Annotated in this window: 18 protein-coding genes; 13 read left to right on the plus strand and 5 right to left on the minus strand. The window is 61.5% G+C overall.

Going from position 1 to position 24,767, the window contains the following annotated elements:
• Positions 1-16 precede the first annotated feature (16 nt).
• A complete protein-coding gene (locus tag ACU680_RS13940; RefSeq protein ID WP_448179729.1) occupies positions 17-487 on the plus strand; it encodes a DUF1810 domain-containing protein in 471 nt (156 codons plus the stop codon).
• Here the strand turns inward: ACU680_RS13940 and ACU680_RS13945 are convergent.
• Positions 452-2,812 (minus strand): DNA polymerase II, encoded by a 2,361-nt coding sequence (locus ACU680_RS13945; RefSeq protein WP_448179730.1) that lies wholly within the window; start codon positions 2,810-2,812, stop codon positions 452-454. The genes ACU680_RS13940 and ACU680_RS13945 overlap by 36 nt on opposite strands.
• A gap of 329 nt (positions 2,813-3,141) precedes the next feature.
• On the opposite strand from ACU680_RS13945, the gene ACU680_RS13950 reads away from it, so the two are divergent.
• Positions 3,142-3,582 (plus strand): CBS domain-containing protein, encoded by a 441-nt coding sequence (locus tag ACU680_RS13950; RefSeq protein ID WP_007966640.1) that lies wholly within the window; start codon positions 3,142-3,144, stop codon positions 3,580-3,582.
• Positions 3,583-3,674: 92 nt separating this feature from the next.
• On the opposite strand, the gene ACU680_RS13955 is transcribed toward ACU680_RS13950, so the two are convergent.
• On the minus strand, positions 3,675-4,298 hold the full coding sequence (locus tag ACU680_RS13955) for a glutathione S-transferase N-terminal domain-containing protein (RefSeq protein WP_448179731.1): 624 nt from the start codon (positions 4,296-4,298) through the stop codon (positions 3,675-3,677).
• Between the two features lie 1,138 nt (positions 4,299-5,436).
• Here ACU680_RS13955 and ACU680_RS13960 point away from each other — a divergent pair.
• The 8 genes from ACU680_RS13960 to ACU680_RS13995 all read left to right on the plus strand — a co-directional run bounded on the left by ACU680_RS13960 (position 5,437) and on the right by ACU680_RS13995 (position 16,137).
• Positions 5,437-6,261 (plus strand): energy transducer TonB, encoded by an 825-nt coding sequence (locus ACU680_RS13960; protein ID WP_448179732.1) that lies wholly within the window; start codon positions 5,437-5,439, stop codon positions 6,259-6,261.
• A gap of 51 nt (positions 6,262-6,312) precedes the next feature.
• Positions 6,313-7,020, plus strand: a complete 708-nt coding sequence (locus ACU680_RS13965; protein WP_007966644.1) for a MotA/TolQ/ExbB proton channel family protein — start codon at positions 6,313-6,315, stop codon at positions 7,018-7,020.
• On the plus strand, positions 7,020-7,421 hold the full coding sequence (locus tag ACU680_RS13970; RefSeq protein WP_448179733.1) for an ExbD/TolR family protein: 402 nt from the start codon (positions 7,020-7,022) through the stop codon (positions 7,419-7,421). The genes ACU680_RS13965 and ACU680_RS13970 overlap by 1 nt, the downstream gene beginning before the upstream one ends.
• A 206-nt stretch (positions 7,422-7,627) precedes the next feature.
• Entirely contained in the window at positions 7,628-10,339 is a 2,712-nt protein-coding gene (locus tag ACU680_RS13975) for a TonB-dependent receptor (protein WP_448179734.1), read from the plus strand.
• A 198-nt stretch (positions 10,340-10,537) separates the two neighbouring features.
• The gene (locus tag ACU680_RS13980) at positions 10,538-12,400 is read left to right on the plus strand and encodes an extracellular solute-binding protein (protein ID WP_448179735.1); all 1,863 of its coding nucleotides are present in this window, start codon (positions 10,538-10,540) and stop codon (positions 12,398-12,400) included.
• A gap of 1 nt (position 12,401) precedes the next feature.
• Positions 12,402-13,466 carry a microcin C ABC transporter permease YejB gene (locus tag ACU680_RS13985; RefSeq protein ID WP_448179736.1) on the plus strand — a complete coding sequence of 355 codons (1,065 nt, stop codon included), beginning with the start codon at positions 12,402-12,404 and terminating at the stop codon, positions 13,464-13,466.
• Positions 13,466-14,488 carry an ABC transporter permease gene (locus ACU680_RS13990; RefSeq protein WP_448179737.1) on the plus strand — a complete coding sequence of 341 codons (1,023 nt, stop codon included), beginning with the start codon at positions 13,466-13,468 and terminating at the stop codon, positions 14,486-14,488. The genes ACU680_RS13985 and ACU680_RS13990 overlap by 1 nt, the downstream gene beginning before the upstream one ends.
• 14 nt (positions 14,489-14,502) lie before the next feature.
• Positions 14,503-16,137, plus strand: coding sequence for an ABC transporter ATP-binding protein (locus ACU680_RS13995; RefSeq protein ID WP_448179738.1), 1,635 nt, complete (start codon positions 14,503-14,505; stop codon positions 16,135-16,137).
• Positions 16,138-16,238: 101 nt separating this feature from the next.
• Here ACU680_RS13995 and ACU680_RS14000 read toward each other — a convergent pair whose 3' ends face one another.
• Positions 16,239-17,330, minus strand: coding sequence for a DUF1615 domain-containing protein (locus ACU680_RS14000; RefSeq protein WP_448179739.1), 1,092 nt, complete (start codon positions 17,328-17,330; stop codon positions 16,239-16,241).
• Positions 17,331-17,655: 325 nt separating this feature from the next.
• Here ACU680_RS14000 and ACU680_RS14005 point away from each other — a divergent pair, with 325 nt between their 5' ends.
• Positions 17,656-19,860, plus strand: a complete 2,205-nt coding sequence (locus ACU680_RS14005; RefSeq protein ID WP_448179740.1) for a TonB-dependent receptor — start codon at positions 17,656-17,658, stop codon at positions 19,858-19,860.
• Between the two features lie 252 nt (positions 19,861-20,112).
• Positions 20,113-21,663 carry an FAD-dependent oxidoreductase gene (locus ACU680_RS14010; protein WP_448179741.1) on the plus strand — a complete coding sequence of 517 codons (1,551 nt, stop codon included), beginning with the start codon at positions 20,113-20,115 and terminating at the stop codon, positions 21,661-21,663.
• Between the two features lie 113 nt (positions 21,664-21,776).
• Here the strand turns inward: ACU680_RS14010 and hemB are convergent, their stop codons facing one another.
• Together hemB and ACU680_RS14020 are read right to left on the minus strand one after the other, a co-directional pair.
• Entirely contained in the window at positions 21,777-22,751 is a 975-nt protein-coding gene (gene hemB / locus ACU680_RS14015) for a porphobilinogen synthase (protein WP_003223551.1), read from the minus strand.
• A 241-nt stretch (positions 22,752-22,992) separates the two neighbouring features.
• Positions 22,993-23,691, minus strand: a complete 699-nt coding sequence (locus tag ACU680_RS14020) for a glutathione binding-like protein (protein WP_448179742.1) — start codon at positions 23,689-23,691, stop codon at positions 22,993-22,995.
• Between the two features lie 292 nt (positions 23,692-23,983).
• On the opposite strand from ACU680_RS14020, the gene ACU680_RS14025 reads away from it, so the two are divergent.
• Positions 23,984-24,658 (plus strand): histidine phosphatase family protein, encoded by a 675-nt coding sequence (locus ACU680_RS14025; RefSeq protein WP_098968050.1) that lies wholly within the window; start codon positions 23,984-23,986, stop codon positions 24,656-24,658.
• Positions 24,659-24,767 lie beyond the last annotated feature (109 nt).

Genomic DNA, 24,767 nt, shown 5'->3' on the forward strand with positions numbered 1-24,767 from the left:
TGGCGAGGGCTTCGTCATGAGAAGCACTGATCAGTACGACCCGTTCAATCTTCAGCGTTTCGTCCAGGCGCAGGACCCGGTGTTCGAACGGGTCCAGCGTGAACTCGACGAGGGGCGCAAGCGCAGCCACTGGATGTGGTTTGTGTTCCCGCAGTTCGCCGGGCTGGGCGGTAGCGAGATGTCTCGGCGTTTCGCCATTCAGTCCGCCGAAGAGGCGCAGGCCTATCTGGCCCACGACCTGCTTGGCGCACGGCTGCGCACCTGTACGCAGTTGGTACTGAACATCCGCCAGCGTTCGATTGCCGAGATTTTCGGCCACCCCGACGATCTGAAATTCCATTCCTCGATGACCCTGTTTGCGCAGTTCAGCGCCGAAGATTGCCCGTTTAATCAGGCACTGGAGCGTTACTTCCACGGCATCCTCGACGAGTGGACCCTGCAACTGCTGGACTCAAAACAGGCCCAGTTGCCCCCCGATCAGGGTTGAGAAATCGTCGTCGACAAACGGCAGAATCGCGTCTGCCACCGGTTGCAGCTGGCGGGTGATGTAGTGGTCGTAGTCGATCGCGGCGCGGCGCACTTCCAGCGGTTCCGGGCCGGCCAGGGTGATCACGTAACTGATCCAGCCGCCGTTCTGGTATTGCCTAGGGCGTCCGTGCTGCGCGTTGTAATCGTCGGCCAGCCGCGCCGCACGCACATGCGGCGGCACGTTGCGTTCGTAGTCGTCAAGGGTGCGGCGCAGGCGTTTGCGGTAAACCAGTCGCTCATCGAATTCGCCGGCCAGGGTCTTGCGCACGTAATCGCGCACGTAATCCTGATACGGCTTGCGCTGGAAAATCCGCTCGTAGAGTTCCTGCTGAAACTGCCGGGCCAGCAGCGACCAGTCGGTGCGCACGGTTTCCAGGCCCTTGTAGACCATTTCTTCACTGCCGTCGGCGCGGGTCACCAATCCGGCGTAGCGTTTTTTGCTGCCCTCCTCAGCGCCGCGAATGGTCGGCATCAGGAAGCGTTTGTAGTGGGTTTCGTACTGCAATTCGAGGGCGCTTTGCAGGCCGTATTCCTCACGCACGTGCTCGCGCCACCAATCGTTGACGTGCCTGACCAGCGCCTGGCCGATCTGCGCCGCTTCTTCCTGCCCATGCGGCCGGCGGAGCCAGACGAAGGTCGAATCGGTGTCGCCGTAGATCACCGCGTGGCCCTGCGCTTCGATGAGCTGCCGCGTGCGTAGCATGATCTCGTGGCCGCGCAGGGTGATCGACGACGCCAGCCGTGTATCGAAAAACCGGCAGCCACTGGAACCAAGCACGCCGTAGAAGGCGTTCATGATGATCTTCAGCGCTTGCGACAGTGGCGCGTTGTGTTCGCGCTTGGCGGTCTCGCGGCCCTCTGCAACCCGCGCGACAATCGACGGCAGGCAATGCCGGGTGCGTGAAAAACGCGCGCCGCGAAAACCCGGCACTGAATCGGCATCGTCCGGGTGCTGCAAGCCTTCGATCAGCCCCACCGGGTCGATCAGAAAAGTGCGGATGATCGACGGATACAGGCTCTTGTAATCGAGCACCAGCACCGACTCGTACAGCCCCGGCTGCGAGTCCATGACAAAGCCGCCGGGGCTGGCCTGTGGCGGGTTGGTGCCCAGATTCGGCGCGACAAAGCCCTGGCGATGCATCAGCGGCATGTACAAATGGGTGAACGCCGCCACCGAGCCGCCGCTGCGGTCCGCTGGCAGGCCGGTGACGCTGGCGCGTTCGAGGAGAAACGTCAGCAACTCGGTCTTGGCAAAGATCCGCGTGACCAGCTCGCAGTCCTTGAGGTTGTACTTGGCCAGCGCCGGTTTGTCCTCGGCGAACATGCGGTTGATTTCGTCCATGCGCTGGTACGGGTTGTCGATCGCCTTGCCCTCGCCGAGCAGGGTCTGGGCGACGTTTTCCAGGCTGAACGAGGGGAAACTCCAGGTCGCCGAACGCAAGGACTCGATGCCGTCGATGATCAAGCGCCCCGCCGCCGAGGCAAAGTAGTGCGTGCGGCTGCCGTGTTCGCGCCACTGCATCTCCTCTCCGCCACGGCCGATTTTCAGCGGCACACCGAGGCGTCGCGCGTGTTCGTGAAGGATGCGCAGATCGAACTGCACGACGTTCCAGCCGATGATTGCGTCGGGGTCGTGGAGGGCGAACCAGTCGTTGAGCTTTTTCAGGATCAGCGTGCGTGAGTCGCAGTATTCGAGGTCGAAGTCGATGATGCTGGCGTCACCGTTGGGTGCGCCGAGCATGTACACCTGACGCTGGCCGCAGCCTTCGAGGGCGATGGAATACAGCTCGCCGGTTTCAGTGGTTTCGATGTCCAGCGAAACCAGGCGCAGTTTGGGTCGATACTTGGGGTCGGGTTTGAGTTGAGCGTTGAGCAATACGCCGTTGGCATCGGCAGTACCGCTGAACAGCACCGGCGCGGTAATGAAACGCTCCATGAGGTAGCGCTCGGGCGGGCGCACATCGGCCTCAAAGACGTCGACCCCGGCCCGGCTGAGCGCGGTTTCCAGGCGCATCAACTGGCCGTGTTGCTGGCAATACAGGCCCGACACCGGGCGATGTTCGAAATCCTGCAGGGCCAGTGGGCGCAGTTCGACGTTCTTTTCGTCATGCAGCAGGCGTTCGGCCGCGTCGCGTTGTGCGGCGGGGATAAACGCCACCGACGTCTGCGGCGCCAGCCGCACACGGCGCGGCCCGGCGTCGGTCGCCAGCCAGAACTCGACTTCGGTGCCGGCCGGGGTATCGCGCCAATGCCGGGTCAGGACGAAGCCCTGCTGTAAATCCACCGCTGCAACCTCAGGAATTGAATCAGAGGGGCATTCTACGCTGCCCTTCAAGGGATAACCCCATTCCCTGTGGTGAGGAAGCTTGCTCCCGCTCGGTTGCGCAGCAGTCGTAAAACCAGGCAATGCGGTGAATCAGGCAAACCGAATGCTCAGGGTTTGGGCCTGCTCCGCAGTCCAGCGGGAGCAAGCTCCCTCGCCACAGGGTTGGAGCCAGGCCGGAAAAACCGCCAAATGACGTTTTTTGCGTGCTATCTGCCGCTTTGCCACCTTGCCCTGCGCGCCAGCGTCTACGATGCTTGAAGAACAACGACAACACCTGAGTAACCGCCATGAAGACCGTCGCCCAACTGCTCAAGCTCAAAGATCAGAAAAATCAGGAAGTGCACCAGATCAAGCCCGATCACATGGTGCTCGAAGCGCTGATGAAGATGGCCGAGAAAAACGTCGGGGCCTTGCTGGTGGTGGATAACGACGAAGTGCTGGGCATCATCAGCGAACGCGATTACGCGCGCAAACTGGTGCTGCACGGGCGCTCGTCGGTAGGCACGCCGGTGCGCGACATCATGGTTTCACCGGTGATCACCGTGGACACCCACCAGACCGTCGACACCTGCCTGGGCATCATGTCCGACAAACGCTTGCGCCACTTGCCGGTGGTGGAGAACGGCAAACTGATCGGCCTGCTGTCGATCGGTGACCTGGTGAAAGAGGCGATTGCGGAACAGGCGGAGCTGATCAAGCAGCTGGAGCAGTATATCCGCGGGGAATAATTCCCAAGATCAAAAGATCGCAGCCTTCGGCAGCTCCTACAGAGAACAGTGTAGGAGCTGCCGAAGGCTGCGATCTTTTAATCTTTACACTCTTAAACCGGCCAGTGTCGGGCGAAGACAGGCGCCAGCACCGGATGCCGATCAATACGCTGCAACCACGCATAAAACCCCGGACGGCTCTGGCGCAGGTGTTCGCGGCTGCCCGACCAACGCGTCACCACGGCCGCCAGCACGTCCAGCGCACCGGGCGTTTCGTCGTCCAGGTACAGCTCGGCGGAAAACTGGTCCGCAAACACTTCCCAGCTCCAGTGCAAACGCTCCCGCGCGCCGGCCATCAGGTTCTGCCGTGAGGCTTCGTCCGGCATCACCAGCCAGCGCTCGGGGTAATCGATCACGCCAATGGCCGCGTAGCAATTGCTGGCGATGTAGACCATGCCGCGAATCGCCTGATCGCGATCAGCCGCCTTGGCCGGCAACAGACCGGACTCGGGAAAACTCAGGCCCAGATGAATCAGAATCGCCACACTCTCGGTGATCGCACTGCCATCGGGCAATTGCAGGGTCGGCACCTGCTTCAGTGGATTGAGGCGCGCCAGTGCCTCGGCGGCTTCGCTTGAGGCTTCGATATCGATAAAGCGATAGGCGATCTGGCATAACTCCAGCGCCGCCTCGATGGCTGCGGCACCTGAATTGCGATGTCCGTACAGTTGATACATGCCCCCTCCTCGATCTCGACAGATCTGTGTAGCCCTATTTATAGCGGGTGTATCCGCTTTGGCACGTTTTTCCCATGCAATCGCGACTTGCGAATTCAAACCTCGCAAAACAGCGCTGGCGGTGCCCATCCCGCACCAAGAGCAATCATCGAACGCTATCCGCGTTCTTGTAAGGTGCGATACCGAACCAAAAGTTCGCGTATCCGAGCTGGCAACAAGGAGTTCACCGCGTGAATCTTCAAACGCTCTGCAAAGCCTGTTGGTATTCATCGGTGCAAAACCGAGTTCGCCGTAACAGTCCCGGCAATCAATACCCTTACCTTATTACCTGAACCAGACAGTCATGCCCTGCGTTTGGCGCCATTGATTGCGCCAGCGGCAGCACACTATTTATTTTTTAAATACAACCCATGAAGTTATTGCGCCAACAACAGTTCGAAGACCAATAGCAGGATTGTCGAACAATAACTTCAGATTTTTCCTTATTGCACCAAAAGCGCTCCACCGATCACAACTAACCAATATCAAGAGATTGATTTCAATTGAACAAAAATAAGGAATACAACCTGTGACCCGCTAATTCATTGACCCGCACCAAATCAGTCCGCCGCGCACCAGCAAGTGCCCCGGCAGACCCGAGCTCAGCGGCTCTATCCGGCGAATCTGCCCGATACAGCGCCAGGCCTGACTCGCCTGTAAAAAAGCCCCGAAAAACGGGGCCGTGGACAATCATGCACAAAAGAAAACTCGGCCCGCCAATAAAACTTATATAAATGCGACATGGGTAACAGCGGCGAAATAACCGCTCTACATTTCGGCAACATTTGGCACAGCGGTTGCAAAACAAAATTTGCGTAATCAACTGTAGGAGCTGCCGCAGGCTGCGATCTTTGCTTTTAAGATCAAAAGATCGCAGCCTCCGGCAGCTCCTACATAAAGCACCAGAACAACCAGGGAATGGCTAATGAACACTCGAAGTCGATGGCTCTAAGCCAGTAACTGTAAGCAAGCCCTGTTCAATAGATAGTTCAACTATCGGCCTGCGCACACCTTGAAGAAAGTTGCACCCACCCACTCGAACATCACCCCAATGTTCGGACGGCACCTTATTGCCCTTCATCAACCCGAGGGAGCTTTAATGAACGATGCGGTAAAGCACAGAACCCTGCCGGGGTCGTTACGGGAAGCGCCAATTGCGCCGTCACCGGACAGGCCGGCCTTCACGGCCAACACTTCGCAGCCTGGCGGGTTGAGCAAGCAACAGATGCTGTTGCTGGTGGCGGTATCGGCGCTGATACACGGCGGCGCCTGGTGGTTTTTCCAGCAGACCCGGCCCGAGCCACTGCCGACTCCGCCACAGATTCCGGAAATGACCGTCGAGCTGAGCAGCCCGACGCCGCCTGCGCCACCCACGCCGGAACCGCCACCCCCGCCGCCACCGCCGCCTCCTCCCGAACCGGAGCAACCGGTGGAAGACGAAGACGCGGTCAAGCCACCGCCAAAACCGGTAGAGAAACCCAAGCCGATCGAAAAACCGAAACCGGTCGAGAAGCCCAAACCGGTGAAGAAAGTCGAGCCGCCGAAAGCTCCGCCCGCCCCGGCACAACCGACCGCTCCCGCTGTGCCGGCGACACCGAGCGCACCACCGGCCCCAGCCGCCGCACCTGGCCCGGTCAAGGAATCGGCAGCGATTTCCGGCCTTGCCAGCCTTGGCAACCCGCCGCCGGAATACCCGTCGCTGGCGCTGCGGCGCAATTGGGAAGGCAGCGTGGTGCTGCGCATTCAGGTGCTGGCCAACGGTCGCGCAGGCTCGGTGACAGTGACCAAGTCCAGCGGCAAGCCGCAACTGGATGACGCCGCCGTCGCGGCGGTAAAGAACTGGAAGTTCATTCCGGCCAAACGCGGTGACACGCCGATTGACGGCTTCGCCACCCAAACCATCGATTTCAAATTGCCGCAATAACGGCACAACCCGACGAACTCACAACCGACTTAATGCAAGCGAGGTGTAGCGATGAACAATTCACTGTCTTCGATGATTGTCCCCGGTGTGCTCTGGGGCCTGGTGCTGTTTTCCGTGGTCAGCTGGGCGATCCTGCTGGTCAAGTCGGCGCAATACCTGCGCCAGAAAGCCCAGAACAAACAGTTCAGCAAAGCTTTCTGGGGCGCACCGGATCTGCTCACTGCGGCCGAACACGCCAGCCAGTATCCGGGCTCGCTGGCACGCATCGCCAGCAGCGGTTTCGAAGCCTTGCTGGTGGAAGAATCGCCGCGCACCACGCAACAACTGGCGCACACCATCAACCGCTCCGATCGCCTGGAGCGCAACCTGCGTCAGCAGATCCAGAAGGAACGCCGCTCCCTGGAAAACGGTCAGGCGATCCTCGCCAGTATCGGCAGTACCGCGCCGTTCATTGGTCTGTTCGGCACCGTGTGGGGAATCATGGAAGCCCTGCAAAGCATCGGCGAAACCGGTTCGGCCAGCCTTGAAGCGGTCGCCGGCCCGATCGGTCATGCACTGATCGCCACCGGTGTGGGGATCGCCGTCGCGGTCCCGGCGGTGCTGATTTACAACTTCTTCCTGCGCCGCCTGAAACTCGCCTCGGCAGACATGGATGACTTCGCTCACGACTTCGACGCACTCGCCTCACGCAGTGCGTTTTCCATCAGCCGTCAGGCCATCGCCAGTAAAACCACAGCCGCCGTGCGGGAGGCCAGCTGATGTCCTTTTCCACCCAAGACAGCGATGAAGTGCTCAGCGAAATGAACGTCACGCCTCTGGTGGACGTGATGCTCGTGCTGCTGGTGGTGTTCATCGTCACCGCGCCGCTGATGACCAATGCGATCAAGGTCAACCTGCCGAAAACCGATGCCGTCGCCCCCGCCGAAAAGAAAGACCCGGTGGTGGTCAGCGTCGATCAGGACGGCAAGTTCTACCTGGCGAAAACCGAACTGGCGCCGGAGTCTTTGGAGGCCAGCCTCAAGGAGGTCAAGGCCAAGGACGCCGAAGTGCGCGTGCAGCTGCAGGCCGACGCCAGCGTCAACTACGGTCAGGTGGCCAAGGCCATGGCGTCCATCGAACGTTCGGGCATCAGCAAGATTTCGGTGATGACCACCCACTGAGTGCGGTGCCGGGCGCGCGTTGAGAAGCGCGCCCGACACCGCTGAAGAATCCCGTCGCAATCAGCCGACCGAAAAAACGCCAGGCGTGTTCGGAGGGGATCGGCTTGCTTGAAGAAAGTGGTTTTTCGCGGCGCGGCACCCCCGTGACCTGCGCAATCAGGGCTCACAAGGCCATTTCGATAACGTCTGACAAGTCGGAAACAACCATGCTGATGAACACTCCACGCTTTACGCTCAAACCTTTGGTGGCCACGATCTCTCGTCACCGTTTTGTTCCGTTGTATCTGGTGGCCATGGGGATGGGCGCCGGGACTGTGCAAGCCGCCGAGGATGACAACGCGGCCGTGCCCGCTGCGGCAGCGGTGGTGGCGCCGACCACGCAACTGCAACGGGTGGAAGTGACCGGTTCGGCGATTCGCCGGGTCGACGCGGAAACGGCGGTGCCGATCACCATTCTCAAGGCCGATGAGCTGCGCAAACAGGGCGTGACCACCACCGCCGAGCTGGTGCAGCGGATCACCGGCAGCCAGTCGATCAACAACAGCGCCGGCTCGGTCGGCGCCGCCACCGGTGGCGCTTCGTTTGCCGACATGCGCGGCATCGGCGCGAACAAGACCCTGGTGCTGCTCAACGGTCGACGCCTGGCCAACAATGCCTTGTCCGGCACCAACTCGGCCGGCGGCGCGGTGGATCTGAACATGATCCCGTTTGCCGCGATCGAGCGCGTGGAGGTTCTGCGCGACGGCGCATCAGCCCTGTACGGCACCGACGCCATCGGCGGCGTGATCAACTTCATCACCAAGAAATCCCTGACCGACGGCCAGCTCACCCTCGGTGGCGAAACCCCGACCCACAGCGGCGGCGGTGCCAGCAAAGACATGAGCGCAAGTTGGGGCTACGGAGATCTGGAGCAAGACCGCTTCAACGTGCTCGGCGTGTTCAACTACAACAAGCAGCAGAACCTCGACGCCAACGACCGCTCCTTCGCCCGCGACTACGTGCCCGGTCGTGGCCTGGACCAGACCTCCGGCACCGCGTTCCCCGGCAACTACAGCCAGAACGGCAACGCCACCAACCCGTTGGCCAACAGCAATTGCAACGGCCCCAACCTGGTGGCCCGCGACGGCTTGTGCCGTTTCAGTACCCGTGAATACATCGACCTGATTCCGCAAACCGAAAAGACGTCGTTCTTCGGCAAGACCACCGGCAAGCTGGCGGATGACCACAACGTCAACCTCGAATACTTCTGGTCGCGCAACAACAACGCCACGGCGGTCGGCCCGGCCCCGCTCACCGGTTTGAGCCTGGACTCGTCGTCGCCCTACTACCCCGGCAACGGCATCACCCCCGGCCCGACCGGCTTCGCCCTCGACCCGACGCAGCCGGTCGATGTCAACTGGCGCGAGACTGCTGCCGGCCCGCGTGAATCGAAAGACCAGAACACCAGCCAGCGCTTTCTGCTGAGCTTCGACGGTCTGGTCGGCGGCTGGGATTACAACGTCGGCGCCTCGTACAACCAGAACAAAATCGTCTCCAGCGTCACCAGCGGATATGTCAGCGATCAGGCGATGATCAACGGTCTGGCCAGTGGTCTGCTCAACCCGTTCGGCCCGCAATCGGCCGCCGGTCAGCAGTACATCGACCAGGCCATGTATCACGGCGCCTACTCCACCGCCGTCGGCCGCGTGGCCGGTTTTGACGGGCGGATCAGCCGAGAAATCGGCGACTGGTTCGGTGCCGGTCCCTCCGGTCTGGCGCTGGGCGGCGAGTACCGCAAAGAAAAATTCCATCAGGATTTCGAGCAGTTTGCCGGTGACATCCAGAGCCTCGGCATCGACCCGGCCGGCAGCGTCGAGGGCGACCGCAGCGTGAAAGCCGCGTACGCCGAAATCAACGTGCCGGTGCTCGACAGCCTCGAACTGTCCGCCGCCGTGCGTCACGACAAATACAGCGACTTCGGCAGCACCACCAACCCGAAATACTCGTTCCGTTATCAGCCGCTCAAGGAGCTGGTGGTGCGCGGCGCCTACAGTGAGGGTTTCCGGGCGCCATCGCTCTACGAGCTGTATTCGCCGCGCAGCATCACCTACACCCAGGGCTACTACAACGACCCGGTGCTGTGTACCGGTGGCGTGGTGCAACCGGGTGGCAACGGCGGGCGCGATTGCGGCCAGCAGTTCCTCAACCAGATTGGCGGTAACGAAGACCTGGCCCCGGAGAAGGCGCGCAACGTGACGCTGGGCTTCGTCTATCAGCCGGTCAGCAACCTGTCGGTGGGTCTGGATTTCTGGTGGATTCACATTTCCAACCAGATCCAGCCGTTCCCTGAATCCACCGTGTTCGATCAGGCCGGCAGCTACCCGGATCGCTTCGTGCGCAACGCCGACGGTACGCTCAACTACATCGTCACCGGCAACGCCAACCTCGGCATCGTCGAAACCAACGGTGTCGATGTGTCGCTGGACTACCGCTTCCCGAACACCCCGTACGGCCAGTTCGGTCTGGGCCTGCAAGGCACCTACGTCGACAGTTATGACTTCCAGAGCACCATCAAAGGCCCGTTCACCGACAAGGTCGGCGACTTCGAAGGGGACGGTGTGATCGCGCGCTGGAAGCACAACCTCACTGGCAGCTGGACCTTCGGCGCGGCTCGCGCGTCGCTGACCAACCGCTTCACCACCGGTTACAACGACTACGACCGCGATACCCACGCACGCGTGGCGTCGTATTCGGTGTGGGACCTGTCGGCCGGCTACACCTTCAACAAGGTGCTGGACGTGGATGCGGGGATGAAGAACATGTTCGACCGCAACCCGCCGTTCTCCAACCAGGCCTACAACTTCCAGAGCGGCTATGACCCGCGCTACACCGACCCACTGGGCCGCACGCTGTTTGCGCGCATGACGTATCACTTCTAAAGCACAAAACACCGCAACACCGGGTGAAAGCAAACCTTTGTGGCGAGGGAGCTTGCTCCCGCTTGAGTGCGCAGCACTCACAAAAATCTGCAGGGTTAATCCGATTTTTTGGGGCTGCTTCGCAGCCCAGCGGGAGCAAGCTCCCTCGCCACAGTTTCAGCGTTGCTAGTGGGTTTTCGGGCTTAGAGGAAAAACTTCATGAGATTCATGCGCAACATGGCTGGCCTGCTGCTCGGCGCTTTGCTCTGCGCCGCCGTGCCGGCACTGGCCGCCGGCAGCTACGCACTGACGGTATACGGCGAGGCGCCGAAGTATCCGGCGGGTTTCGAGCATTTCGATTTCGTCGATCCCGACGCGCCCAAGGGCGGTTCGCTCAGTCGCGCGTCGATGGAAATCGGCCAGTACAACTACATCACGCCGTATGCCGATCAAGGCATTTCCGTGATGCAGGTCAACGACTGGGTGTATGCGCCGCTGGCGTTCCGTTCGCTCGACGAGCCCTACACCGTTTACGGACTGGTCGCGCAACAGATGGAGCGCGATCCCGAAGGCCTTTGGGTGCGCTTCACCCTGAACCCCAAGGCCCGCTTCGCCGACGGCACGCCGATCACCGCCGAGGACGTGCGCTACACCTTCAACCTGCTGATGACCAAGGGCAGCCTCAGTTATCGCCAGCAATACGCCGACGTGCAGGACGTGCTTATCGAAGGCCCACGGCAGGTGCGCTTCACCTTCAAGAACAACCTCAACCGCACCCTGGCGCTGGATCTGGCGACGCTGCGCGTGGTGCCTGAACACTGGTGGAAGACGCGCGATTTCGCCAACGGCGGTGGCTTCGAACCGCCGCTGGGCAGTGGCCCGTACCGCGTGAGCAAAGTCGATGCCGGGCGCAGCATCAGTTTCCAGCGCGACCCGGACTGGTGGGGCAAGGACCTGCCGGTCAGTCGCGGCATGTACAACTTCGACACGCTCACGGTGAATTTCTACGGTGACACCGACGTCGCCCGGCAGCTATTGCAGGCCGGGGCCTTCGACTACAACCGCGAATTTTCCTCGTCCGGCTACGTGGTCGGTTACGACAGCCCGGCGCTGCGTGACGGTCGCTTGCAGCAGGCGATCCTTGCCCCGGAAAAACCGACGGCGGCCCAAGGCTTCGTGTTCAACCTGCAAAACCCGATCTTTCAGGATCGCCGCGTGCGTCAGGCGATCAGCCTGCTGTGGGATTTCGAATGGACCAACAAGCAGATGATGCGCGGCTTCTATGTGCGCCAGAACAGTTTCTGGCCGAAGAGTGAAATGGCCGCCACCGCCCTGCCCGACGCCGAAGAACTGAAGATCCTCGAACCGTTGCGCGGACAGATTCCCGACGAGGTGTTCACCACGGTGTATCAGGCGCCGAAAACCGATGGCAGCGGCTACATCCGCGACAAGCAGCTGCAAGCCCTGAAGCTGCTCGCCGAAGCCGGCTGGACGCCGCAACACAGTCGACTGGTCAACACTGCAGGCGAGCCGCTGGAGTTCACCTTCCTCGACGGTCAGGGCGGTTTCGACCGCATGCTGCTGCCGTTCAAACGCACCCTCGCTCAGATCGGTATCACCCTCAATCTACGGCGGATCGACTCGGCGCAATACGTCAATCGGCTCAACGCCCGCGACTACGACATGATCGTCACCAGTTTCCCGCGCAGTGGCGATCCGATCGTCTCTCCCGGCCGCGAGCTGTACAGCCTGTACGCCTCGCAAAGTGCCACGCAGGTCGGCAGTTCGAACTCGATGGTGCTGGCCAACCCGGCGGTCGATCAACTGATCGACGGGCTGGTCAAGGCCGACACCCGCGACGCCATGGTGCATTACGCCCGCGCCCTCGACCGGGTGCTGCAATGGGGCTACTACATGATTCCCAACTACTACTCCAAAGGCACGCCAACGGTGTATCAGAACCGCTTCGGCATGCCGCCGGTGCAACCGGCGTACGACGAAGGCCTCAACACCTGGTGGGAGGTCTCGGCCAAGCCGTTGACCACGCAACAGATGCACACCCAGCTCGCGGGAGGCCAGTGACATGCTGCGTTATCTGAGTCGACGTTTGCTGCTGATCATCCCCACGCTGCTGTGCATTCTGGTGGTCAATTTCCTCATCGTGCAGGCCGCGCCGGGTGGCCCGGTCGAACAAGCCATCGCCCGTCTGCAAGGTTTTGGCGGGCACAGCATGGGCGGTGGTGGCGAAGTCGCCGCGACGGGGGGTGCCGGGCGCAGCAGTCGCGGGCTGGACCCGGCGCTGATCGAGGAAATCAAGCATCACTACGGTTTCGACAAACCGATGCACGAACGCCTGTGGCTGATGCTGAAAAACTACGCACAGCTGGATCTGGGCAGCAGCTTCTTTCGCGGCGCCAAGGTCACCGATCTGATCCTGCAGAAACTGCCGGTGTCGTTGTCACTCGGCTTGTGGGCGACGCTGATCACCTACCTGATTTCGATCCCGCTGGGCATCCGCAAGGCGATCAGCAACGGCAGCGCGTTCGATGTCTGGAGCAGCACGGCGATCATCATCGGCTATGCGATGCCGGCGTTTCTGTTTGCGATGCTGCTGATCGTGGTGTTCGCCGGCGGCAGCTACGTCAACTGGTTTCCGGTGCAGGGCCTGATGTCGGATAACTTCGACAGCCTCAGCACCTTGGGCAAGGTCGGCGACTACCTCTGGCACCTGGTGTTGCCGGTCACGGCGCTGGTGATCGGCGGGTTCGCCACCCTGACCATCCTCACCAAAAACAGCTTCCTCAACGAGATCAGCCGCCAGTACGTGATCACCGCGCGGGCCAAGGGTTTGACCGAGCGCCGCGTGCTTTACGGCCATGTGTTTCGCAACGCGATGCTGCTGGTGGTGGCCGGGGTGCCCTCGGCGCTGATCGAGGTGTTTTTCGCCGGTTCCTTGCTGATCGAAACCATCTTCAACCTCGACGGCCTCGGGCGCATGAGTTACGAGGCGGCGGTGTCGCGTGACTACCCGGTGGTGTTCGGCGCGCTGTTTCTGTTCACCCTGTTCGGCCTGTTGATCAAGCTGATCGGCGACCTCTGCTACACCCTGCTCGACCCGCGCATCGACTTCTCGGCGAGGACTGCCTGATGTTCACACTCTCTCCTCTGGGTCAGCGCCGGGTCGCGCAGTTCAAGGCCAATCGCCGTGGGCGCTGGTCGTTGTGGCTGTTCCTCGGGCTGTGCCTGATCTGCCTCGGTGGCGAACTGATCGCCAACGACAAACCGTTGGTGATCCGCTACCACGGCGCCTGGTACTTCCCGATCCTCAGCGAATACCTGGAAACCGATTTCGGCGGCGAACTGCCGTTCCAGCCGGATTACGCCAGCGCTTACGTGCACTCGCTGATCGAGGATCAGGGCGGCTGGATGCTGTTTCCGCCGATCCCGTTCAGCTACGACACGGTCAATTACGACCTGACTGAACCGGCACCCAGCCCACCCTCATCGAGCAATTGGCTGGGCACCGACGATCAGGCCCGGGACGTGTTGGCGCGGGTAATTTTCGGCACGCGGATTTCAATTCTGTTTGCGCTGATCCTCACCGGCATCAGTGCGTTGGTCGGCATCGTTGCCGGAGCCTTGCAGGGTTATTACGGCGGCTGGGTCGACCTGCTCGGGCAACGGGTGCTGGAGATCTGGTCGGGGCTGCCGGTGCTGTATCTGCTGATCATTCTGTCCGGTTTTGTCTCGCCGAGTTTCTGGTGGTTGCTGGGGATCATGGCGCTGTTTTCCTGGCTGGCATTGGTGGACGTGGTGCGCGCCGAGTTTCTGCGTGCCCGCAATCTGGAATACGTCAAAGCCGCGCGGGCGCTGGGGCTGACCGACAGCGAACTGATGTTGCGGCACATCCTGCCCAACGCGATGACCTCCACCCTGACCTACCTGCCGTTCATTCTGACCGGCGCCATCGCCACCCTCACCGCGCTGGATTTCCTCGGTTTCGGCATGCCCGCCGGGACCGCCTCGCTGGGCGAACTGATTGGCCAGGCCAAGCGCAATCTGCAAGCGCCGTGGCTGGGGCTGACGGCGTTTTTTGCCTTGGCGCTGATTTTGTCGTTGCTGGTGTTCATCGGTGAGGCTTGCCGAGATGCGTTTGATCCACGATCTTGATCCGAGGAGCTGAGATGAGCGACAACCTGATGGAAATCCGCGACCTGCGTGTCGCCTTCGCCGGGCAGGAAGTGGTGCACGGTTTGCACCTCGATATCCGTCGTGGCGAGTGTCTGGCGCTGGTCGGTGAGTCCGGCTCGGGCAAATCGGTCACGGCGCATTCGATTTTGCGTCTGTTGCCGGGCAAAACCGTCAGCAGCAGCGGCTCGATTGCTTACAACGGGGTGAACTTGCTGGATGCCAGCGAGCAGCAGATGCGCGGTTTGCGTGGCAACCGGATTGCGATGATTTTCCAGGAGCCGATGACCTCGCTCAATCCACTACACACCGTGGAACGCCAGGTCAGCGAAGTGCTGGAAATTCACAAGGGCCTCAAGGGCCGCGCCGCCCGTGAGCGCACGTTGGATCTGCTGGAACTGGTGGGCATTCGCCAACCACTGCAGCGCTTGAAAGCCTACCCGCATCAGCTCTCCGGCGGTCAGCGGCAACGGGTGATGATTGCGATGGCGCTGGCCAATGAGCCGGAACTGCTGATCGCCGATGAGCCGACCACGGCACTGGACGTGACCGTGCAGCAGAAGATTCTCGAGCTGCTGATCGAGCTGCAACAGCGGCTCGGCATGTCGATGCTGCTGATCAGTCACGATCTGAATCTGGTGCGGCGTATCGCGCAACGGGTGTGCGTGATGCGCCACGGCGAAATTGTCGAACAGGCTGACTGCGAGACGCTGTTTCGCGCGCCGCAGCATCCTTACAGCCGCTTGCTGATCGAAGCTGAACCCAGCGGTGCGCCGGTGCCGAGTTCGTACCAGCACAACCTTCTGGAAGTCGATGATCTGAAGGTCTGGTTTGCCCTGCCCAAGGCGCTGTTCAGTCGTTCGCAGGATTACATCAAAGCGGTGGACGGGGTCAGTTTCCGCCTGCAACGCGGCAAGACGTTGGGGATTGTCGGCGAGTCCGGTTCGGGCAAATCGACGCTGGGCCAGGCGATCCTGCGGCTGGTGGAATCCGAGGGCGATATCCGCTTCGGCAACAAGCAGTTGAGCCTGCTCAATCAACGCTTGATGCGCCCCTTGCGGCGGCAGATTCAGGTGGTGTTTCAGGACCCGTTCGGCAGCCTGAGCCCGCGCATGTCGGTGCAGCAGATCATTGCCGAAGGCTTGCTGACCCACGGCATCGGCACCGAGGTCGAGCGCGAAGCAGCAGTGATTCGCGTACTTGAAGAAGTCGGTCTCGACCCGAACAGCCGTCATCGCTACCCCCACGAATTTTCCGGCGGCCAACGCCAGCGCATCTCCATCGCCCGCGCACTGGTGCTGGAGCCGGCGCTGATCCTGCTCGACGAACCGACCTCGGCGCTGGATCGCACGGTGCAGAAACAAGTGGTAGAGCTGTTGCGGCAACTGCAGATCAAGCATGGGCTGACGTATCTGTTTATCAGCCATGACCTGGCGGTGGTACATGCGCTGGCTCATGACCTGATGGTGATCAAGGATGGCAAGGTGGTGGAACAGGGTTCGTCGCGGGAGATTTTTGCTGCACCGCAGCATCCCTATACACAGGAACTGCTGAAAGCCTCCGGCCTGAAGACAGACACAAATCCCTGCAGGAGCGAGCCTGCTCGCGATAGCGGTCTTCCAGTGACATGATTGCCGACTGACACGACGCCTTCGCGAGCAAGCTCGCTCCCACAGGTTGATTGGGGCAAGCCAACCGGGCCGCCGCGCAGTCAGAGTGCTGTAACGGCGTTTCACCCGGCCTTGGCCATGCAGCGTTTGTAGCGCTCATCCACGCGTTTGGCGAACCACGCCGTGGTCAGTTTGCGGGTGATTTTCGGGCTATGCAAAACGATCCCCGGCAACACCGCACGGGGCAGCGTCTTGCCTTCGGCCTGCTCGGCCAGTTCGAACACGCGCTGGTAGAGTTTGGTCTCTTCGAATTCCAGGGTCTTGCCCTTCTCCAGTTGATCGCGAATGGTCGGGTTGCGCATGCCCAGCGACTTGCCGAGGGTGCGCACCGCCAGTTCGGTCGTGCCGGGCATGATCGAGTCGTAGCGGATCAAGTCGCCATCCAGCGCCAGCGGGATGCCCGAGGCACGACTGACGGCATTCTGGAATGCGGCATTGCGGCTGGCGTACCAGCCGGCGTTGAAATCAGCGAAGCGGTACAGCGGCTCGCGGTAACTCACCGGATAACCGAGCAGATGCGCGATGCCGAAGTACATGCCGCCACGGCGGGTGAACACTTCGTGGCGGATCGTGCCGTTGACCGGGTACGGATAATCCTTGGCGTGCTGCTCGGCGAATTCGATGCTGACCTGCATCGGTCCGGCGGTGTGTACCGGGTTGAAGCCGCCGAACAAGGTGCGGCCCATCGGCACCATGCCAATGAAATCGTCGAAGATCGCGCTCAACTCTTTCTCGCTGCGTGCCGCGTTGAGGCGTTCGCTGTAGCTTTTGCCGCTGGGCGAACGCACCGCCAGCGCGGCGCTGACCAGCATTCCGGGGATGTGCGCCTTGCCGGCGCGGCGGTCGATTTCGTCGCGAGCGATCTTGCCCAGCCCCGGCACCGTCGGGTCGACCTGATAGGTTGATTCCTGCTCGGCCACGGCCAGCACCGAACAGAGGTTTTGCGTGGTCGGGCTGATGTGCTGCGCGGCGAATGCGGCGTAGATGTCGGTGGCCCAGCCTTGGCGGTCGGGCACTTTTGTCGGCATCAGCCGGACGATTTCGGCCTTTACTTCGGCGGGCGCACGTGGCGCCGGCTCCTGGCTGCGCTGGCCGGCGCAACCGGCGAGCGCCAGCAGCGCGGCGAGGGTAATGAGTAATCGAGGGGTGTGCATGGCGCTCCTTGGCGTGCATTGAGGCGGGTTCACCATACGATCAAAGGAGTGACGCAGGCTAGGACTGTGACCTTTGTGGTGAGTGGATTTATCCCCGATGGACTGCGCAGCAGCCCTCCAATATTAAAGCGGCCCGCTCCGCGCGCCATCGGGGATGAATCCCCTCGCCACAGGTTTTCATTCGGATCTGGAATTTCAGCAAGATAAACAGTTTGCAAAACGTTACTGCGAACTACTATCATTTGCGCCTGGAGTCGTATTTGCGCAAGGAGTTCCCCCGCGCCGTTCAATTTTTCTCACCGGCCGTACGCCTCCAGGTATCGACATGCCCGCCTCAGCTCGTCTCGCTGTCCCTTTTCGCCCGACGCTTCTCGCCCTGCTGTGCTCCCTGACTGTCACCGCTCACGCCGCCGAAGGCGATAACCAAGCGCTGGTGCTGGAGGACGTCAACATCAATGCCCAGGCACCGACGCCCAACGCCCTGCCCCCGGCCTATTCCGGCGGTCAGGTCGCGCGTGGCGGCCAGCTCGGCGTGTTGGGCAATCAGGACATGATGGATGTGCCCTTCAGCGCCGCGTCCTACACCGAACAGCTGATTCAGGACCAACAGGCGGAAAACGTCGCCGACGTGCTGCTCAACGATTCGTCGGTGCGCCAGGCTTCGGGTTTCTCCAACCAGGCGCAGGTGTTCATGATCCGCGGCCTGCCGCTCAACGGTGACGACATTTCCTATAACGGCCTGTACGGCGTGCTGCCGCGGCAGATCATTTCCACTGACGCGCTGGAGCGTGTGGAAGTGTTCAAAGGCCCCAACGCTTTCATCAACGGCGTAACCCCGACCGGTTCCGGCATCGGTGGCGGCGTCAACCTGCAGCCCAAGCGTGCCGGCGACGAGCCGCTGCGCCGCTACACCACCGACATCAACAGCGAAGGCCGCATCGGTCAGCACTTCGATATCGGCCAGCGTTTCGGTGAAGACAACCGCTTCGGCGCGCGGATCAACCTGTCCCAGCGCGAAGGCGACACCGGCATCGACCACGAAAACCAGCGCTCGAAACTGTTCAGCGTCGGCCTCGATTATCGCGGTGACGCGCTGCGTATTTCCGGCGACTTCGCCTATCAGAAAGAACGCGTCAACGGTGGCCGCAACTCGGTCAACCTCGGCACTGCCACGCACATTCCGGACGCGCCATCGGCCGACACCAACTACGCGCCGAAATGGGGTTACACCGACATCGAGGACACTTTCGGCATGCTCCGCGCCGAATACGACCTGAACGACAACTGGACCGCGTACGTCGCCGGCGGCGCCAAACACACCCGCGAAGTCGGCCGCTACAACTCGACCACGCTGGTGGGCAACAATGGCGCTTCGTACACCACCGGCTCGTTCATTCCGCACGATGAAGACAACACCAGCCTGATGGCCGGGCTCAACGGCAAGTTCAACACCGGCGAGGTCAGCCACAAGCTCAATTTCGGCCTCAGCGGTTTGTGGGCCGAACAGCGCAGCGCCTATGATTTCGACCTGACCAAGTACGCCAACAACATCTACCACCCGGTGGAAACGCCGTCGCCGGTCGGCAATTTTTCCGGCGGCGACCTCAGCGATCCGGGCATCGTCGGCAAGACCTTCAACCGCAGCCTCGCGCTCTCCGACACCCTCGGCTTCTTCGACGACCGCCTGCTGATCACCGCCGGCCTGCGCCGTCAGCAACTGGTGGTGCAAGGCTACAACTACGCCAGTTACGGCAGCGGCAGCCGCAAGTCGAGCTACGACGAATCGATCACCACGCCGGTCTACGGCATCGTGTTCAAGCCGTGGGAGCATGTGTCGTTCTACGCCAACCACATCGAAGGCCTGGCCCAAGGCCCGACTTCGCCGACCAGCACCGGCGGTTTGCGCGTGACCAACGGCAACGAAGTCTACGCACCGGCCCGCTCCAAGCAGACAGAGGCCGGGGTCAAGGTCGACATGGGCAGCTACGGCGCGAGCCTGGGCGTGTATCGCATAGAACAGCCAAGCGACGGTTACTGCGAAATCAACAGCGCCACCACCTGCACTTACGTGCGTGAAGGCGAACAGATCAACAAAGGCGTGGAAATGAACGTGTTCGGCGAGCCGATCAATGGCCTGCGTCTGATCAGCGGCCTGACCCTGATGGACACCGAGCTGCGCAACACCCAGAACGGCGCCAACGACGGCAACCGCGCCATTGGTGTGCCGAGCTTCCAGTTCAACGCTGGCGCCGACTGGGATGTACCGGGCCTGCAAGGTGTAGCGTTGAATGCGCGGATGCTGCGCACCGGCGGCCAGTACGCCGACGCGGCCAACAACCTCAGCCTGCCGACCTGGAACCGCTTCGACGCGGGTGCGCGTTACGCCTTCAAGGTCGCGCAGAAAGACGTGACGTTGCGCCTGGGCGTCGAGAACCTGGCCAACAAGAAGTATTGGGAATCGGCGCAGGGCGGCTATCTGACCCAGGGTGAGCCGCGGGTGGCGAAGCTGTCGGGCACCATCGATTTCTAAACCGCTGTTGAACACCCCCTGTGGCGAGGGAGCTTGCTCCCGCTGGACTGCGCAGCAGTCCGCTTTGATCAAAGAAGCGGAGGGCCGCTTCGCGACCCAGCGGGAGCAAGCTCCCTCGCCACAAAATCTCAGCCAGATATCAATAAGGCTCGGCAGCGCCACCGCCGCGGGGCCTTTTTCCGTCTGGCCGACAAACTGGCCGCCCCGCCCTGCTGATCCATACTTGCTGCACAGCCAACGGAGGACAGGCCCATGAACCGCAGCGACGTACTGATCATCGGTGCCGGCCCGACCGGTCTGGTGCTGGCCCTGTGGCTGAGCAAACTGGGCGTGCGCGTGCGTATCATCGACAAGACCTCCGCGCCCGGCACCACCTCGCGGGCGCTGGCGGTGCAGGCGCGCACCCTGGAGTTGTATCGCCAGCTGGACCTGGCCGACACCGTGGTGCGCAACGGCCACAAGGTCGCGGCGGCGAATTTCTGGGTCAAGGGCAAACCGGTCGCGCTGTTGCCGTTGCAGCGCATCGGCGAAGGCCTGACGCCCTACTCGTTCATCGAAATCTTTCCCCAGGATCAGCACGAACGGCTGCTGCTCGAACGCCTCGAAGACTACGACGTAGTGGTTGAGCGCAATACCGAACTCGAGAGTTTCGAAGAAACCGGCGATGGGCTCAGCGCGCATCTGCGCTTGCCCGACGGGCAACAGGAAATCTGTCAGGCATGCTATCTGGCAGGCTGCGATGGCGCCCGCTCGGTGGTGCGCAAAACCCTCGACAGCGGTTTCCCGGGCGGCACCTATCAGCAGATTTTCTACGTCGCGGATGTACAGGCCAGCGGCCCGGCGCTCAACGGTGAACTGCACCTGGATCTGGACGAAGCGGATTTTCTCGCGGTGTTCCCGCTGGCCGGTGAAGGCCGCGCCCGACTGATCGGCACGGTGCGCGACGAACGTGCCGACCGCGCCGAAACCCTGCAATTTGCCGACGTCAGCAGCCGCGCCATCGAGCACCTGAAAGTGCACATCGACGAGGTCAACTGGTTCTCCACCTACCGCGTGCATCACCGCGTGGCCGAGCACTTTCGCAGCGGTCGGGCGTTTCTCCTCGGCGACGCCGCGCACGTGCACAGCCCCGCCGGCGGCCAGGGCATGAACACCGGCATTGGCGATGCGATCAATCTGGCGTGGAAACTCGCCGCCGTACTCAACGGCAGCGCCACGGCGAAGCTGCTCGACACTTACGAAACCGAGCGAATTGCCTTCGCTCGCCGCCTGGTGTCGACCACCGACAAAGTGTTCAGTTTCGTCACCGCCGAGGGGCGCATCGCCGATCTGCTGCGCACGCGCCTGGCACCGTTTCTGATCCCGAAAATGGCAACCTTCGAGGCCAGCCGCGAATTCCTTTTTCGCACCGTTTCGCAAGTCACCCTCAACTATCGCGGCATGCCGCTGAGCCAGGGCACGGCCGGCCACGTCCACGGCGGCGACCGCTTGCCGTGGGCGCATGATGGTGAGGGGGATAACTACGAACCGCTGCGCCAGCCGTGCTGGCAGGTGCACGTTTACGGCGACACCAGCGACGAGATGATCGCTTGGTGCAACGAACACCATCTGTCGCTGCACGTGTTCGACTGGCGGCCGGCGTTTGACACGGCGGGGTTGGCGCGTAACGGGTTTTATCTGTTGCGCCCGGATACCTATGTGGCGATTGCCGATAACAGTGCGGATCCGAAGGTGATCGAGCGGTACTTTCGGGATCACGGGATAAGGCCGTTCTTCCCTGCCCCTGACCCAAGAACACCCTGAATTCCTGTGGGAGCTGGCTTGCCAGCGATAGCGGTGGATCAGCCAACATTGATTTTGACTGTACCGACGCAATCGCTGGCAAGCCAGCTCCCACAGGGGTATTTCGGTGTCTGTCAGATCCCGGCCAGCGCCAGATCCATCGCAAAGTAGGTGAAGATCAGATCCGCACCCGCACGCTTGATCGCGCCCAGGCTTTCGCGCACCACGCGATCCTCGTCGATTGCACCGGCCTGCGCGCCGAACTTGATCATCGCGTATTCGCCGCTGACCTGATACGCCGACAGCGGCAGGTTCGAGGCTTCACGGATGTCGCGGATGATGTCGAGGTACGCACCGGCCGGTTTGACCATCAGCGCATCGGCGCCTTCCTGTTCGTCGAGCAGCGATTCGCGCAGGGCTTCGCGGCGGTTCATCGGGTTCATCTGATAACTTTTGCGGTCGCCCTTCAGCGCGCTGCCACCGGCCTCGCGGAACGGGCCGTAGAGTGCCGAGGCGAATTTGGTCGAGTAGGCCATGATCGGAATCTGGGTGAAACCGGCGTCATCCAGTGCCCGGCGAATTGCCCGTACCTGGCCGTCCATCGCCGCCGACGGGGCGATCACGTCAGCGCCGGCACGCGCCGCCGCCACGGCTTGCTTGCCGAGGTTGATCAGGGTCTGGTCGTTGTCGACTTCGTGGTTGTGCATCACGCCACAGTGGCCGTGATCGGTGTATTCGCAGAAGCAGGTGTCGGACATCACGATCATTTCCGGCACCGCGTCCTTGGCAATCCGCGACATGCGCGAGACCAGGCCGTTTTCGCGCCAGGTGTCGCTGCCGTTGGCGTCCAGATGATGGGACACGCCAAAGGTCATCACCGACTTGATCCCGGCACGGGCATAACGCTCGATTTCACTGGCCAGCTTGCGCTCGGGAATGCGCATCACCCCCGGCATGCTCTTGATCGGCACGAAGTCGTCGATCTCTTCTTCGACGAAAATCGGCAGCACCAGATCATTCAGGCTGAACTCGGTTTCCTGGAACAGGCTGCGCAGGCTCGCATTGCGGCGCAGACGGCGGGGACGTGCTTCGGGGAACTGGCTGGACATGGATCTTCCTGAAACGGCAGATGAGACGAAAGTCGTAGGGGACGAAGCTTATGCCTTCGTTGGGCGCAGGTACAAACCTGGATCAATCAAGACAGCATTACCGGCGGTGCAATAATCCTTGGAACAATCCGATTACCTGTGGGAGCTGGCTTGCCAGCGATAGCGGTGGGTCAGGCAACATAGATATTGACTGTGCCGGCTTCATCGCTGGCAAGCCAGCTCCCACAGGGTCGGGTGAAGGTCAGGAAGGAATGGTCAACCCGCGCACCACAGCCGGGCGCGCCAGAAAGCGCTCCAGCACCCGGGTCACGTTGGGGAAATTGCTGATCCCGACCAGATCCCCGGCCTCATAGAACCCGATCAGGTTGCGCACCCACGGGAACGTGGCGATGTCGGCGATGGTGTAGCGCTCGCCCATGATCCAGTCGCGACCTTCCAGACGTTTGTCGAGCACGCTGAGCAGGCGTTTGCTCTCCTCGACGTAGCGATCACGGGGACGCTTGTCCTCGTAATCCTTGCCGGCGAATTTGTTGAAGAAACCGAGCTGGCCGAACATCGGGCCGATACCGCCCATCTGGAACATCAGCCACTGAATCGTTTCGTAGCGCAGCGCGCCTTCCTGGGCCAGCAACTGGCCGCTCTTGTCGGCGAGGTAGATCAGGATCGCGCCGGACTCGAACAGCGGCAGCGGCTGATCCTCGGGGCCGTGGGGGTCGAGGATCGCCGGGATCTTGTTGTTGGGGTTCAGCGACAGGAACTCGGGAGACAGCTGATCCTGCGTGTCGAAGCCCACACGGTGCGGCTCGTAGGGCAGGCCGATCTCTTCGAGCATGATCGAGACCTTGACGCCGTTGGGGGTCGGCAGGGAATAGAGCTGAATCCAGTCGGGGTACTGCGCCGGCCATTTCTGGGTGATCGGGAACGCGGACAGATCGGTCATGGCAAACATCCAGTCACAAGGAAAACACTGATCATAATGTAGGCGCTGCTGCAGGCTGCGATCTTTTGATTTGGTTTCTAAAAGCTGGATCAAAAGATCGCAGCCTGCGGCAGCTCCTACACGAACCGTAACATCCTGCGGGTAAGGTGCATGAACCAAGCGGCCTCAGTGGACTCTGAGCTATGTCTTTGCAAGGGAAATACGACACGACATGGACAACACCCGGTGCTGGGAGCCCGTGGTGTAAGGGTTGGTCAGCCCCAACCGAATTTGCTGAAGAATCCTATATTCAATGACGAACCTCATGAGTTTCGCCAAACGCTTCAAACACCGCGCCTACGTGGCCCTGCCCTCCCTGCTGGCGGTCAGTGCGCTGACCTTGTCGCTCGAGTCGAGCCAGATTCGCGCGCAACCGGTGGACGGTACGCAAACCCTGATCTTCCTGCGCCACGCAGAAAAACCCGAGGGCGGTCTCGGCCAGCTCAACTGTCAGGGCCTGAACCGGGCGATCGAGCTGTCGACCCTGCTGCCGGAAAAATTCGGCAAGGCGGACTACGTATTCGCCGCCAACCCGACGCGCAACGTCGAGGAAGGCGAGCTGGACAACTCCTACAGCTACATCCGTCCGTTGATGACCATCAGCCCCGCGGCGATCAAGCTCGGCCTGCCGGTGAACATCGAGTTCTCCGCCAACGACACCAGTGACCTGGCGCGCGAGCTGACCGAGGACAAGTACCACAACGCGACGATCTACACCGCCTGGTCACACGGCTATCTGCCGGAGTTGATCAACAAGGTTGCCGGCAAGGCGGTCGGCGAAAAGCAGACCATCACCGATGACTGGGCGTCGGGCGATTTCGATTCGCTGTACGTGCTGACCCTGACCTGGCACAACGGCAAGGCCAGTTTGCAGAGTCACAGCTACAAGCAAGGGCTGGATAACGGCAAGGTGACTTGTCCGACTTGAGTGATTGGCGGTCTGTCGGTTCCTCATCGCTGGCAAGCCAGCTCCCACAGGGTTTGTGTGAAGCCCATATTTACGGTTTCCACAAAACACTGTGGGAGCTGGCTTGCCA

The organism is Pseudomonas sp. LF020 (assembly GCF_053456425.1).

Bases quoted from the DNA above. Each gene is read 5' to 3' on its own strand.
- ACU680_RS13980 (WP_448179735.1), top strand. From the start codon at position 10,538: ATGAGATTCATGCGCAACATGGCTGGCCTGCTGCTCGGCGCTTTGCTC.
- ACU680_RS13970 (WP_448179733.1), top strand. From the start codon at position 7,020: ATGTCCTTTTCCACCCAAGACAGCGATGAAGTGCTCAGCGAAATGAAC.
- ACU680_RS14020 (WP_448179742.1), bottom strand. From the start codon at position 23,691: ATGACCGATCTGTCCGCGTTCCCGATCACCCAGAAATGGCCGGCGCAG.
- ACU680_RS13955 (WP_448179731.1), bottom strand. From the start codon at position 4,298: ATGTATCAACTGTACGGACATCGCAATTCAGGTGCCGCAGCCATCGAG.
- ACU680_RS14000 (WP_448179739.1), bottom strand. From the start codon at position 17,330: ATGCACACCCCTCGATTACTCATTACCCTCGCCGCGCTGCTGGCGCTC.
- ACU680_RS13985 (WP_448179736.1), top strand. From the start codon at position 12,402: ATGCTGCGTTATCTGAGTCGACGTTTGCTGCTGATCATCCCCACGCTG.
- ACU680_RS14025 (WP_098968050.1), top strand. From the start codon at position 23,984: ATGACGAACCTCATGAGTTTCGCCAAACGCTTCAAACACCGCGCCTAC.
- ACU680_RS14010 (WP_448179741.1), top strand. From the start codon at position 20,113: ATGAACCGCAGCGACGTACTGATCATCGGTGCCGGCCCGACCGGTCTG.
- ACU680_RS13960 (WP_448179732.1), top strand. From the start codon at position 5,437: ATGAACGATGCGGTAAAGCACAGAACCCTGCCGGGGTCGTTACGGGAA.
- hemB (WP_003223551.1), bottom strand. From the start codon at position 22,751: ATGTCCAGCCAGTTCCCCGAAGCACGTCCCCGCCGTCTGCGCCGCAAT.
- ACU680_RS13940 (WP_448179729.1), top strand. From the start codon at position 17: ATGAGAAGCACTGATCAGTACGACCCGTTCAATCTTCAGCGTTTCGTC.
- ACU680_RS13965 (WP_007966644.1), top strand. From the start codon at position 6,313: ATGAACAATTCACTGTCTTCGATGATTGTCCCCGGTGTGCTCTGGGGC.
- ACU680_RS13950 (WP_007966640.1), top strand. From the start codon at position 3,142: ATGAAGACCGTCGCCCAACTGCTCAAGCTCAAAGATCAGAAAAATCAG.
- ACU680_RS13995 (WP_448179738.1), top strand. From the start codon at position 14,503: ATGAGCGACAACCTGATGGAAATCCGCGACCTGCGTGTCGCCTTCGCC.
- ACU680_RS13975 (WP_448179734.1), top strand. From the start codon at position 7,628: ATGCTGATGAACACTCCACGCTTTACGCTCAAACCTTTGGTGGCCACG.
- ACU680_RS13990 (WP_448179737.1), top strand. From the start codon at position 13,466: ATGTTCACACTCTCTCCTCTGGGTCAGCGCCGGGTCGCGCAGTTCAAG.
- ACU680_RS14005 (WP_448179740.1), top strand. From the start codon at position 17,656: ATGCCCGCCTCAGCTCGTCTCGCTGTCCCTTTTCGCCCGACGCTTCTC.